13 protein-coding genes are annotated in these 12,574 nt (G+C 72.4%); 2 read left to right on the top strand and 11 right to left on the bottom strand.

The window, feature by feature from the left end; genetic code table 11:
- Positions 1-51: 51 nt before the first annotated feature.
- A complete protein-coding gene (locus tag ACR68M_RS05150; RefSeq protein ID WP_441249211.1) occupies positions 52-1,170 on the bottom strand; it encodes a fatty acid desaturase family protein in 1,119 nt (372 codons plus the stop codon).
- Between the two features lie 7 nt (positions 1,171-1,177).
- Positions 1,178-2,251 carry a ferredoxin reductase gene (locus tag ACR68M_RS05145; RefSeq protein WP_441249210.1) on the bottom strand — a complete coding sequence of 358 codons (1,074 nt, stop codon included), beginning with the start codon at positions 2,249-2,251 and terminating at the stop codon, positions 1,178-1,180.
- An 87-nt stretch (positions 2,252-2,338) separates the two neighbouring features.
- Between ACR68M_RS05145 and ACR68M_RS05140 the strand changes: the two genes are divergently transcribed.
- On the top strand, positions 2,339-3,478 hold the full coding sequence (locus ACR68M_RS05140) for a PucR family transcriptional regulator (protein ID WP_441249209.1): 1,140 nt from the start codon (positions 2,339-2,341) through the stop codon (positions 3,476-3,478).
- Positions 3,479-3,558: 80 nt separating this feature from the next.
- Here the strand turns inward: ACR68M_RS05140 and ACR68M_RS05135 are convergent, their stop codons facing one another.
- The 9 genes from ACR68M_RS05135 to ACR68M_RS05095 all read right to left on the bottom strand — a co-directional run bounded on the left by ACR68M_RS05135 (position 3,559) and on the right by ACR68M_RS05095 (position 10,615).
- Positions 3,559-4,836 (bottom strand): MFS transporter, encoded by a 1,278-nt coding sequence (locus tag ACR68M_RS05135; RefSeq protein WP_441249208.1) that lies wholly within the window; start codon positions 4,834-4,836, stop codon positions 3,559-3,561.
- Positions 4,837-4,935: 99 nt separating this feature from the next.
- A complete protein-coding gene (locus ACR68M_RS05130; protein ID WP_441249207.1) occupies positions 4,936-5,427 on the bottom strand; it encodes a barstar family protein in 492 nt (163 codons plus the stop codon).
- A 19-nt stretch (positions 5,428-5,446) separates the two neighbouring features.
- Positions 5,447-6,499, bottom strand: coding sequence for an ABC transporter ATP-binding protein (locus tag ACR68M_RS05125; RefSeq protein WP_441249206.1), 1,053 nt, complete (start codon positions 6,497-6,499; stop codon positions 5,447-5,449).
- Entirely contained in the window at positions 6,496-7,350 is an 855-nt protein-coding gene (locus tag ACR68M_RS05120) for an ABC transporter permease (protein WP_441249205.1), read from the bottom strand. The genes ACR68M_RS05125 and ACR68M_RS05120 overlap by 4 nt, the downstream gene beginning before the upstream one ends.
- Positions 7,347-8,168 (bottom strand): molybdate ABC transporter substrate-binding protein, encoded by an 822-nt coding sequence (gene modA, locus ACR68M_RS05115; RefSeq protein ID WP_441249204.1) that lies wholly within the window; start codon positions 8,166-8,168, stop codon positions 7,347-7,349. The genes ACR68M_RS05120 and modA overlap by 4 nt, the downstream gene beginning before the upstream one ends.
- 193 nt (positions 8,169-8,361) lie before the next feature.
- Positions 8,362-8,736 carry a hypothetical protein gene (locus ACR68M_RS05110; RefSeq protein ID WP_441249203.1) on the bottom strand — a complete coding sequence of 125 codons (375 nt, stop codon included), beginning with the start codon at positions 8,734-8,736 and terminating at the stop codon, positions 8,362-8,364.
- 73 nt (positions 8,737-8,809) lie between these two features.
- Positions 8,810-9,253, bottom strand: a complete 444-nt coding sequence (locus ACR68M_RS05105; protein ID WP_441249202.1) for a roadblock/LC7 domain-containing protein — start codon at positions 9,251-9,253, stop codon at positions 8,810-8,812.
- A gap of 46 nt (positions 9,254-9,299) precedes the next feature.
- Positions 9,300-10,235, bottom strand: coding sequence for a transcriptional regulator (locus ACR68M_RS05100; RefSeq protein WP_441249201.1), 936 nt, complete (start codon positions 10,233-10,235; stop codon positions 9,300-9,302).
- Positions 10,232-10,615: a hypothetical protein gene (locus ACR68M_RS05095; RefSeq protein WP_441249200.1), complete on the bottom strand. Its 384-nt coding sequence runs from the start codon at positions 10,613-10,615 to the stop codon at positions 10,232-10,234. Before ACR68M_RS05095 ends, ACR68M_RS05100 begins: the two co-directional genes overlap by 4 nt.
- 361 nt (positions 10,616-10,976) lie before the next feature.
- On the opposite strand from ACR68M_RS05095, the gene ACR68M_RS05090 reads away from it, so the two are divergent.
- A complete protein-coding gene (locus ACR68M_RS05090; protein ID WP_441249199.1) occupies positions 10,977-12,362 on the top strand; it encodes a cytochrome P450 in 1,386 nt (461 codons plus the stop codon).
- Positions 12,363-12,574 lie beyond the last annotated feature (212 nt).

Raw genomic sequence — 12,574 nt, 5'->3', positions numbered from 1 at the left:
CGCTGACCTCGACACGGCAGCGCAGCGGGCGAGGAGCGCGCGTTCCGGGAATCAGGCCGCGACGAGTTCCCGTTCGCGGTCCGGCGTCCTGACCTTGGGCTTCTTCGTCGGCAGCGAGAGCCGGAAGACCTTGTGCCACGCGGAGAACACCTGCTTGGGCAGCGGCCCGGTGACGTACTCCAGCTCGTACTTCTCGAACAGCGCGCGCACCTTCACCGCGACTTCGGCATACCGGTTGCTCGGCAGGTCCGGGAACAGGTGGTGCTCGATCTGGTGGGACAAGTTGCCGGTCATGAAGTGCATGGCCCTGCTGCCGCTGATGTTCGCCGATCCCATCATCTGGCGCAGGTACCACTGGCCGCGTGTCTCGCCATTGATCGACCGGCGCTCGAAGACCTGTACGCCCTCGGGGAAGTGCCCGCACATGATCACCGAGTGGGTCCAGATGTTGCGGACCACGTTCGCGGTGAACGTGGCGGCGAGCGTGGTGAGGAACGACGGGCCCGACAGCAGCGGGTGGATCACGTAGTCCTTGAGCACCTGCTTGCGGATCTTGCGGCCCACGGCCTTGGCCTGCGCTCGGAACTCCGGGGTCCTGCGGCGGTGCTTCTGCAGGTTCTTGCCGAGCTCCAGGTCGTACGCTGCGATGCCGTACTCGAAGAAGCAGGCGTTGATGAAGTTCCACAGCGGCTGGCCGAGGTGGAGCGGGTGCCACTTCTGGTCCTCGTCGACGCGCATGATGCCGTAGCCGAGGTCGTTGTCCTTGCCGATCACGTTGGTGTACGTGTGGTGCAGCTCGTTGTGCGAGTGCTTCCACTGCTCGGACGGCGAGACGTGATCCCACTCCCAGGTGGTGGAGTGGATCTTCGGGTCCCGCATCCAGTCCCACTGGCCGTGCAGGATGTTGTGGCCGATCTCCATGTTGTCCATGATCTTCGCCACCGACAGACCGGCGGTGCCGAGCAGCCACGCGGGTGGGAAGATCGAGAACAGCAGCACGCCCCTGCTGGCCAGCTCGAGCTTGCGCTGCGCCGAGATGACCTTGCGGATGTAGGCGGCGTCCTTCTCGCCACGGCCGGCGATCACGTCGTCGCGGATCGCGTCCAGCTCTCGGCCGAGCTCCTCGATCTGCTCCGCGGTCAGGTGGGCGGTGGGGTCAATGGCGGTCAAGGTGCGTCTACCGTTCGATGTCGCAGGGGCCCGCCGCGGCGGACACGCAGGTCTGGATGAGGACGCCCGGCTCGGCCTCGGTGATCTCGCCGGTGCGCAGGTCGCGGACGGCGCCCGCCTTGAGCGGCGTGACGCAGCCGAAGCAGATGCCCATGCGGCACCCGGAGGGCATGAGCACGCCGGCTTCCTCGCCGATGTCCAGCAACGGCGTGGCGCCGTCCGCGTCGACGGTCCTGCCGGTGACGCTGAACGTGACCTCGCCACCGCCGCCACCACCGCCACCGTCGCCGGCCACGACGGTGCGGGGGCGGAAGCGTTCGGTGTGCAGGCGCTCCTGGAGGCCGTGCTCGGCCCAGTGCTCCTCTGCGGCGTCGAGCAGGCCCGCTGGCCCGCAGGCCCAGGTCTCGCGCTCGGCCCAGTCGGGCACGAGTTCGCCGAGACGGGCGATGTCGAGCCTGCCGTCCGTGTCGGTGTGCACCTCGGTGAGGCGCAGCTTCTCGTCCGCGACCAGGTCGTGCAGTTCGTTGCGGAAGATCACGTCCTGCGGCTGTGGCGCGCAGTGGACCATGACGACGTCGTCGAACTCGACGTCGCGCAGCATGCCCATCACGGGCGTGATGCCGCTGCCGGCCGTCAGGTAGAGCACCTTGGCGGGCTTGGCCTGCGGCAGCACGAAGTCACCGGCCGGCTGGTCGAGCTGGACCAGCGTGCCCGGTGTCGCCCTGCGGACCAAGTGGTTGCTGACCTTGCCGCCCGGGACCGCCTTCACGGTGATCGTGACGCGGCCGTCCTGCCGGTCCGTCGGCGAGGTGATGGAGTAGGCACGCCACAGGCGCCTCCCGTCGACGTCGACCCCGATCCGCACGTACTGACCGGCCGTGTGGCCGCGCCAACCCCCTCCCGGCCTGATCACGATGGTCGCGGCGTCACCCGTCTCGGGGTGCACGGCCTCGATGCGCCCACGCAGGTCGGCGCCCGCACGCAGCGGGCTGACCAGATCGAGGTAGTCCGACGGCAGCAGCGGCGTCGTGACCATCTCCAGCAGTTTCCATGCCCTGCTGCGGAGGGCTGCACTCGTCATGACCCCAGCTTGCTGCGCCTCACGGCGTAAAGTCCTGACCGTAGGACGTAAATCTGGTCGGCTGAATTGTTCGCAGGGAACAGAAACGTGAGCCATGCAATCCGGAGGGCCAGCGAGCTGGTCCTGGACGAGACGACGGTCACGGCGGTTCGGGCCGCGCTGGCGGCCACCGCCGACGAGGTCGTCGAGGCGATCATCGACGAGGTCCCTCCCTACGCCAACGCCCTTTCGGGCCGTATGGGCGGCACCATCCGCCGAGCCGTCCGCACCGCCCTGGGGCACTACCTGGACCTCGCGAGCGGGAACGCCGTGGGTGGCGACGCCGGTGACGCAGCCTACGAGCTGGGCCGCGGCGAGGTGCGCGACGGCCGTTCGATGGACGCCCTGCTCAGCGCCTACCGCGTCGGCGCCCGGGTGGCCTGGCGGTGCCTGGCGGCGGGTGCCGTGCCCGCAGGTCTGCCCGCCGCCGAGGTCGCCAAGTTCGCCGAGCTGACCTTCGCCTACATCGACGAGCTCTCCGCCGCGAGCGCCGCGGGCCACGCCGACGAACTGGCCGCCCGGGGCAGGGCCCACGAGCGCCACCTGGAACACCTGGCCCGTGACCTCCTCGCCGGCGCGAGCCCGGACGTGCTGCTGGCCTCTGCCCAGCGGGCCGGGTGGCAGCCCCCGGTTTCGCTGACCGTGGTCCTGCTGCCCACCGCCCAGGCCCGGCCTGCGTACCGCGCGCTCGATCCGAGCACTCTCGTCCTCGACGATCTGCCGGACGCCACCGGCGTGCTGCTCGTCCCCGACGCCGACCGGTCACACCTCTTGCGGCAGCTGACCGACCGCTCCGCCGTGGTCGGCCCGGCACGGCCTTGGACCCGTGCGTCCGCCTCGTACGCACGAGCCGTACGCGCGCGCTCCCTCTCCTCCGACATTCGCGACACCGAGGACCACCTGCCCGAGCTGGTGCTGAGCGCCGACATGGACGCGTTCGCAGACCTGCGTGCCCGAGCCCTCGCACCGTTGCGGAGCTTGCCTGTCACGACCGCACGGCGGCTGGAGGAGACGTTGCGGGCGTGGCTGCTGTACCAGGGCAGGCGGGACGAGGTGGCGGCGGCCTTGTTCGTCCATCCGCAGACAGTCCGGTACCGGATGTCGCAGCTGCGGGAGCTGTTTCCGGATCTCGCATCGCCGCACCGGGTCCTCGAACTGACCCTGGCGGTGGGTCTTCGGGCCGGCTGACGCGTACTTGCCCGGTTCGGGTCGGCCAGGCATCGCGTCCACGGCCTGGAGATCGCGCCCGGCAGCTGCACCGTCGTCGGTCAGGCGCGGGCGGCCAGGGCCTCGGGCCGGAGCGTGGCCAGCCGTTGCAGGCAGCTGCGCCGCTGGACGAGCGATATCCCGGTGACCGCCGTGCCGAGGGCCAGCCAGCCGACCGGTCCGGCGGTCATCACGGCGCCGGTCAGCAGCAGCGGGCCGAGGGACTTCTGCACGGACTGGGACATCCCGGCCACGCCCAGGTAGGAGGCCCGTGCCTGCGGTGGGGCGAGGCTGACCGCGAGCTCCCAGGAGCTGACCGAGCGCATCAGCTCCGCCAGGGTGACCAGCACCGCTGCCAGCAGTAGGGCGATCGACGCCGTCCAGGCCCCGCCGCCGGTGCTGGTCGCCAGCACCAGGCAGCAGGCGAGCAGCGACACCCCGTACAGGGCGACCGCCCCGGCGGCCCGGCGTGGGCCCTCCGCCCTTGCCGACACCCGGAGTTGGAGCACCACGACCAGCACGGTGTTGAGCGCCAGGAAGGCCGGTACGAAGATGTGCGGCGCGGTGGTGTGGTTGACCAGCCAGAGCGGGAGGCCGACGTTCAGCACCGAGTCGTCCAGGCACATCGGTATGTCGAGCAGGACGAAGAGCAGGTATCCCCGGTCCCGCCACGGGCTGTGTGCGGGCTCGGCCGCCGGAGCCGTTCCGGTCGGGGCCGGCTCGGCGGTGGGAGCCGCCACCCTGGGCTCCGCAGTGCGCCACACCAGGGCTGCGGCCAGCACGAACGACAGGGCGTCGGCGATGATCAGCGCCCGGTAGGCGTCCCGGGTGCCGATGGCGAGGCCGATCGCCGCGATCCCCGCCCCCAGCGCGGTGCCGGCGTTCGCCACGGTGCGGAAGAGCGCCTGGTACGTGCCGCGCTTCTCGCCGGCCACCCGGGTGGCGAACAGCATCTCCAGGGTCTTGGCCGCCCGTTCGCCGAGGCAGGTGACGGCGACCACGAGCAGCAGGGCGTCGAAGCTGCTGAACACCAGCAGCAGGCCCATCGTCACCAGCCGCAGCAGGTGGGACCCGATCAGCAGCCCGCGCACCGGCATCCGTTCGGCCAGCCACCCCGCGATCGGCGATCCGGCGATCCCCGCCACCGCCGCGACGCCCAGCAGGAGACCCACCTGTTGGGCGTCCAGGTGCGTCACATAGGTGAAGTACAGCACCGAGGCCGCCGCCCACACCCCGGACCCGGTCCGGTCCAGGAACTGCGCGAGCAGCATGATCCGCGCATCCCGCCCACCTGGCGGCCTGCGCAGTTGTGCTATCAGTCCGTCGTCCCGCCACTGCATGTCCGGCCCCCGGTTCCCTGAAGATCAAGGACCAGACTGCCCCAATTTAATCTCGACGTCAAGATACTTGATATCGACATACCTGGTGCAGAGGTGGGCTCAGCCGCCCCAGCCGACCGACGCCGCGCCGACCGGTTCGACGTGCAGCGTCGGGTTGTCGCTCTGGGCGAGGCAGAGGAAGCGGGTGCCGGTCAGGGCGGCCCGGTGCGAGTGCTCCGCGACGATGTCCAGGACGATCCAGGCCTCCCGGGGGCAGGCCGCGGCGAAGCGGTCGTAGCCGTCGAGGACCAGGACCAGGCCCGTCGCCGTCGGCGAGGCGCCGTACTCGAACGCGAGGACGTCCCGCAGGCAGTCGTTGAGCGCGTCCAGGTTGCGGCCGTAGTAGGCGGGGAAGTGCAGCGCCGCCGCGATGTCCCGGTGCAGGTCGCCGGGAGTCGCCCAGGTGCCGGCCGGGAGACGGACGACCTGGTAGCCGGCCTCGGTCAGCCGGGCGACGGCCGGGCCCGCCGCACGGACGAGCGTCACCGGGCCGTTCCGCATCAGGCGGTAGCCGGGGTCGGTCGGGGAGACGTCGGGAGGGAAGGCGGCCATACCCCGGGACTGTAGACCCTCAGGCCGGATAGGCGTGGGTCTGCGCCGCCTTGACGGAGGCCCAGACGGGGGTGCCGGGGGCGAGGTCGAGCTCGGCGGCGGAGGCGGGGGTCAGGTCGGCGGCCAGCGGGAGGGCGCCAGTCAGGTCGACCCGGACCTGGTCGCCGTGCAGGTCGAGACCGGCGACCTCCAGCTGCCAGACGTTGCGGGCGCTGGAGTCGGGGCGGCTGCGCTGGAGCACGACGGCGGCCGGGGGGAAGGCGACGAACGCCGGGCCGGACAGCTCCTCGGTGGTGGTCAGCTCCACGCCGTCCGCGAGCCGGACGAGGTGCCCGTCCGCCGTGCCCTGGTAGAGGTTGAGGCCGACCAGGCGGGCGATGTAGTCGGTGCGCGGGTGGCGGGCGATCTCGGCGGGCGTCCCGGCCTGCACCTGGGTGCCGTCCTCGATCACCACCAGCCGGTCGGCCAGCACCATCGCGTCCAGCGGATCGTGCGTCACCAGCACGGCCACCGCCTCGAACTCGGCCAGGTGCCGCCGCAGCTGCGCCCGCACCTCCAGCCGGGTGCGGGCGTCCAGCGCAGCGAGCGGCTCGTCCAGCAGCAGCAGCCGGGGCCGGACGGCGAGCGCGCGGGCCAGCGCGACGCGCTGGGCCTGGCCGCCGGAGAGTGCGCCGGGCCGGGCGTCGGCATGATCGGCCAGGCCCATCCGCTCCAGCCAGGGCAGCGCGGTCGCCCGTGCGGGGCCACGGCGCAGGCCCTGGCAGCGCAGGCCGAAGGCGACGTTGTCGAGGGCGCTCAGATGCGGGAAGAGCAGGTAGTCCTGGAAGACCACGCCGACCGGGCGGTGCTCGGCGGGCGTGTGCAGACCGGCGGCCGGGTCCTCCAGCGGGGCGCCGTCGAGGCGCAGGTGGCCGGAGGAGAGCGGCAGCAGCCCGGCGAGGGCGCGCAGCGCGGTGGACTTGCCCGCGCCGTTCGGCCCGAGCAGCGCGATGACCTCGCCGGGGGCGGCGGTCAGCGCCAGGTCCAGCCGGAAGGCGGCGCGCTCCACCCGGAGCAGGGCGTCGAGTGTCATGGCGTGCTGCTCCCGGTGGACATCCAGCGTTCGCGCAGCCCGCCGAGGACCGCGATCGAGACGGCGAGCAGGACGAGGCTGAGGGCGATCGCCGCCTCCGGGTCGGACTCCATGGCGAGGTAGACCGCGAGCGGCATGGTCTGGGTCTGCCCGGGGAAGTTCCCGGCGAAGGTGATGGTCGCGCCGAACTCGCCGAGCGCGCGGGCCCAGGCGAGCACCGCGCCCGCCCCGATGCCGGGCGCGATCAGCGGCAGGGTGACGCGCCGGAAGGCCGTCAGCCGGGAGGCCCCGAGGGTCGCGGCGGCCTCCTCGTAGCGGGGGTCGGCGGCGCGCAGCGCGCCCTCGACGCTGATCACCAGGAAGGGCATCGCGACGAACGCCTCGGCGATCACCACGCCCGAGGTGTGGAACGGCAGGGTGATGCCGAAGGCGGAGTCGAGCCAGCGCCCGACGATGCCGTTGCGCCCGAGCACCAGCAGCAGGGCCACGCCGCCGACCACGGGCGGCAGCACCAGCGGCAGGGTGACGAGCGCCCGGATGATCCGGCGGCCGGGGAAGTGGGTCCGGGCGAGCAGCCAGGCGAGCGGCACCCCGAGCACCAGCGAGACGCCGGTGGCGGCCGTCGCGCAGACCAGCGAGAGCCGCAGCGCGTCCCAGACCTCGGTGCTGGAGAGCTGGCCGGCGAGCGAACTCCACGGAGCCCGGACGAGGAGCCCGACCAGCGGCAGTACGAGGAAGGCCAGCCCGAGCAGGGCGGGCAGCAGCAGCGCGTACGGGATGCGGGGTGCACGCCGCCGCCGGGCCCTGGTGGTGACGGGCCCGGCGGCGGTGGGTGGCTGAGGCTTGGTCACGGGGCCTGGAAGCCCGCGGCGGTCAGCACCTGCTTGCCCTCGGCCGACTCGACGTAGGCGACGAAGGCGGCGGCACCGGCCGCGTTCGGGGCCTTGGCGAGCGGGGCGATCGGGTAGTCGTTCACGGCCTTGGCGGCCTCGGGGAACTCCACGCCGTCGATCTTCGCAGCATCGGCCTGCACATCGGTCTTGTACACGAGGGAGGCGTCGACCTCGCCCAGCTCGACCTTGGTGAGCGCGCCCTTGACGTCCTGCTCCAGCGTGACGGGGGTCAGGTCGACCGCGCCCGCCTTGAGGGCGGTGACGGCGGCGGCGCCGCACGGCACCTCCTTCGCGCACAGGGCGACCTTCAGCCCGGCGCCCGCGAGGTCCTTGAGGGCGGCGATGTGCTTCGGGTTGCCCTTGGGCACGGCGATCTCGAGGGTGTTGCGGACGAAGACCTTGGGGTCGGTGGCGCCCTTGGCGTCGGTGACGGTCTTCATGGTGGCGGGGCTCGCGGCGGCGAAGACGTCGGCCGGGGCGCCGGAGTTGATGCTCTGGGCGAGCGCCGAGCTGCCGCCGAAGTTGAAGGTGACCTTCACGCCCGGGTTGGCGGCCTCGAACTTCTTGCCGAGGGCGGTGAAGCTCTCCTTGAGCGACGCGGCGGCGAAGACCGTCACGGTGCCGGAGACCTTCGACGTCGCGGTGGCCGCCGTCGACGGCGCCGAGCTGTCGGCCGCCGCAGGCTTCGAGCCGCTGCTGCCGCAGGCGGTGAGGCCGCCCGCCAGCGCGAGGACGGCGACGGCGGCGACGGCGGAGCGACGCGTGGTGGTGGTCATGAGGTGTTCCCCTCCTGCCGCGCCGGGTCGGGCGCGGGGGCTACGGTGGTGAGGCGATCATCATGCCGCATGTGCGGGACGAATGTCCGCTGTCACATCGCACAGGCCAGGGTGGGGAGGTTCGGATGCCCGCATGTGCGATGCGTTGAAGCAGGTCGGGCGGGGTGTGCGCCGGTGGTGCCGGCCCCCCGGGTCAGACCTCCAGCTCTGCCTCTATCCGGGCGAGCTGGTGGCGCGCCATCGCGAGGTTGGCCCGGGACTTGTCGAGCGCAAGGTAGAGGAACAGCCCCTTGCCGCTGCGCCCGGTGAGCGGCCGGATCAGGTGGTACTGGCTGGTGAGCGTGATCAGGATGTCCTCGATGCCGTCCTTGAGGCCGAGCATGTCCATCGTCCGCATCTTGGCGCGCATCACGTCGGTGTTCCCGGCGGCCGCGACGGTGAGGTCGAGCCCGCTGGCGCTGTCGAGGGTGCCGAGGGCCATCCCGCTGTTGTAGTCCACCAGGGCGGCGCCGATCGCGCCCTCGATGCTGCTGATCGTCTGCCGGAGCGCGGCGTCCACGTCTGCCATGTCGGTTCTCCTCATATAGGGGTGCGGTCGGTCGTGCAGTCGTACGGTCGGCGGCGGGTGACGGCGGGGGCCGTCACTCCACCTCCTTGGGGTCCTTGGGGCCGAGCGCCCCGTCCAGCAGGGCGCCGATCCGCTCGGCGGAGCGCCGCCCCTCCAGGTGCAGGCGGCCGACGTTGACGTCCGGGTAGGAGAGCGCCGTCAGCACGCAGACGGCGCCCGCCGCGTACGTCGCGACGTAGCCGTGCTCGCCCCGGACGAGCGACTCGCGGAACTCGCCCTGGCCGGTGGCGTCGGCCAGGCGCTGCGCCACGCCGAGGGCGGCGGCCGTCAGCGCGGCCAGGCCCGAGGGCTCGGTGTCGTGGGTGTTGTGGGCCAGCAGCAGGCCGTCCACGCTGGCGACCAGACCGCCCGCCAGGTGCGGCACCCGCTGCCGGAGCGAACGGAGTTCGGCCAGCAGTTCCGCCTCCAGTGAGACCAGCTGCCGTCGTCCGACGCGCTGCTTGAGCGCCCGCCTCATGGCCACGAGGGCGGCGCTGCGGGCGGAGCTGCGGGCGGAGAGGAAGTCAAAGTCGGGCCTCCAGTGCGGTGAGGACCCGCGTCAGCAGGGCGACGTCCGGGTCGTGGGCGGTCGGCGGCGGGGGCGCCGAGGGGCGGCTGTGCCGTGCGCGGCTCGCCCCCGGCGCCCGCCGGGGCAGCAGCGGTGCCCCGGCCCCGGGCGGTACGAGGGTGAGCTGTCCGGCCGGGGGGAGCCGGCCGTCGGGGGTCTCGATCAGCCCGGCGGCGGCCAGTCGGCGGACTTCGGCGGTGGTGGCGAAGGCCGAGCGGCCCAGCAGCAGGGCGAGGTCCACGGGCGTCCGGCGGCAGTCGGCCAGCGCCAGCAGCTCGCGCCCGCGCGGGCCGATCCGGGGCCGCCCCCGCCGGTCGCTGCGGCCGGGCGGCCGGGTGAGGGGGCGGGGCGGCGGCGTCACAGCGGCGGGTATCAGGGGAGCGGTGTCGACCTGCGGCCACGGCCAGATCCCGGCCAGCAGGCTCCGGCGGCGTACGGTCTCGCGGTGCAGCGCCCGCGCGCCGACCCGGCTGACCGGGCCGAGCCAGTGCCGTACGCCGGGTTCGAAGGACACCGCCGAGGGGTGCGCGGAGAGCGCGAAGTAGGCGGCGTCGTAGAGCGCCCCGAGGTGGCAGATCTCCAACTCACCCCGGGTCAGCAGGCCCTGCTCGACCAGGACCCGGCCGACCCGGTGGTCGGCGCCGTGCACCAGCAGGGTCTGCCGCCAGGCCGGGTGACTGATCCGGCCGCCGGTGGTGAGGACGGCGGCCATCCCGGGGGCGAGCGGGCTCTCGGCGTGCACGACGGCGCCCTCGGCGAGGTAGACCGTGCCGCACTCGCTGCGCAGCGCGCCGGTCGCGCCGGAGCGGGCCAGCTCCTCGACGAGCGTGCCGCAGCCGTCGGCGTCGCGTTGCGGAGCTGCATGGGAGGGGGCCGGGGCGGGGAGCGTCATCCGAGGACCAGCTCCTCGGCCAGGGCCTGGAGGCGGAGCCGGGCCACCGCCAGGTTGCCGTGGGTGCGGTCCAGCCAGAGGTGCAGCAGCAGCCTGCTGTCGAAGGCGGTGTCGACGAAGCGGAGCAGGTGGTAGCTGCGGCCGGAGGTGACGATCAGGTCCTGCAGCGGCATCCGGGCGTCCTCCGGATCGGCGAAGGTCGGGTTGTCGGCGGCGGCGCGGGCCAGGTCGGTGGCCTCGGCGGCGCCGGTCTCGTGGTCGCCGCTGGGGCTGTCGCCCAGATGGCCGAGGGAGAGCCCGCTGCTCCAGTCGGTGAGGCTCACCCCGCGCGCACCGGTGATCGCCATCGCCTCGCTCAGGCAGTCGTCGATTCCGGGCACACGGGCTCCTTCGGGCGGACGGGGGCATCGTCACGTCGAGTGGCGTCTCCGGCACGGAAGGCTACTGGGGGTGGTGGTCCGATGAAAATGTCGTCGTCATATTCAGGTGTTCGACCGCTGTTTTGAGCCAGCCGACGTCGGGCGGGCTGGGCGGCATTCGCGTGCCGACAGCTGGCGTTCCGTCAACTCCCATGATCTGCACACGGGTTGTCAGGTTGGCCGGATAGAGCACTCGCCCCGGCGCACAGGCGGCTCCAGGGGGTGGTGCCGGGGAATTCCCTGCGTATGCGCCCTGTCCAGCTGATGATCAGTCAGTTAGCTTGTGGCGCAGGCACACCAGTTCCTATTCGGGAGACGACGCATGCCGACCACTCGAACTCCTGGGCCCTCCGGCCTGCCCCTGATCGGCTCTCTGCTCGACCTCGCCCGTGACCCGCTCCGGACGATGGTCGAAGCCCAGCGCGAGCACGGCGACGTGGTCCGCTTCACCGTCGGGCCGCCCGGTCTGCGGACCGAGTTCTATGTGGTCTTCTCGCCGGACGGCGTGCAGCAGGTGCTCGCCGGGCAGGCGGCTAACTTCCGCAAGGAGAACGTGCTCTACGAGGAGATCCGGCTCAGCATCGGCAACGGCCTGCTCACCGCGCAGGACGCCGACTACCAGCGTCAACGCCGCCTGATCCAGCCGCTGTTCACCCGCCGCCGGGTCGACGGCTACGGTGCGGCCGTCGCGATCGAGTCGGCAGCGCTGATCGAGCGCTGGGCGGCGGTGCCGGACGGCGTGGTGGAGGCGGTCGGCGAGATGTCCAGGTTCGCGCTGCGCACCGTGGCGCGGATCCTGTTCGGCACCGACGTGGAGGCGGCGGCCGAGGCGGTGCGGGTCAACTTCCCGATCCTGGGGGAGTACATCGTCGGCCGGGGTTTCGCGCCGCTGCGGGTGCCGCGCCAGTGGCCGACCCCCGGTAACCGCAAGGCGGTTGCGGCCCAGAACGAGCTCTACCGGGTCTGCGACGAGATCGTCGCCCGGCGTCGCGCGGCCGGCACAGCTGAGGATGCGACCGGCGACCTGCTCGGCCTGCTCACCGAGGCCCGGACGGAGGACGGCGAGCAGTTGGACGCGACCGAACTCCGCGATCAGGTCCTGATCTTCCTGCTCGCCGGGCACGAGACCACCGCGACCTCGCTGGCCTTCGCGCTGCACCTGCTCGGCAAGCACCCCGAGCAGCAGCGGCGGGCCCGCGAGGAGGTCGACGCGGTGCTCGGTGACCGGCTCCCGGAGGTCGGCGACTTGGCCCGACTGACCTATCTGGAGCAGGTGTTGAAGGAAGCGATGCGGCTCTACCCGGCCGCCGGGCTGCTCGGCCGCCGAGCCGTCGCCGACTGCGAGGTGGACGGCCACCGCATCCCCGCCGGGACGGACGTGCTGATCTCGCCGTGGGTCACTCACCGCCATCCGGGCCACTGGGACGACCCGGAGGCGTTCGACCCCGACCGTTTCACCCCCGAGCGCGAGGCCGCCCGGCACCGCTACGCCTGGTACCCCTTCGGCGGCGGCCCCCGGGCCTGCATCGGCCAGTACTTCTCGATGCTCGAATCCGTCCTGAGCCTGGCCGCCGTCCTGCGGGCCTTCGAGGTCGAGGCGGTCGACACCGACGTCCCGATCAGCCAGGGCCTCACCCTCCAGGCCGATGGCCCGGCCCGAATCCGCCTCACCCCCAGGGCAGGCCGGACGGGCCCGGCGGGCTGCTAGAACGGGCCGTCAGGGCCACGGCACAGGCGCCAACCATTCGAGCACAGCTGCGGCGAGGAGTGGGCAGCTTTTCACATCTTCGGTGGGGCGGTTGGGGGCACTGGATAGCGTCACGGCATCCGAGACCGAAACGCACGCCCGGTCGGCATACAGCCGTTGGCATATGACCAACCACCGGGGCGCACGGTCGAAGACAGCCCGGGGGCGGAGTC

It is taken from the genome of Kitasatospora sp. McL0602, from assembly GCF_052076145.1.
Taxonomy (GTDB): domain Bacteria; phylum Actinomycetota; class Actinomycetes; order Streptomycetales; family Streptomycetaceae; genus Kitasatospora.
Note: the sequence above shows the minus strand (reverse complement) of the source record. Positions and strands in the feature narration are given on the sequence as shown.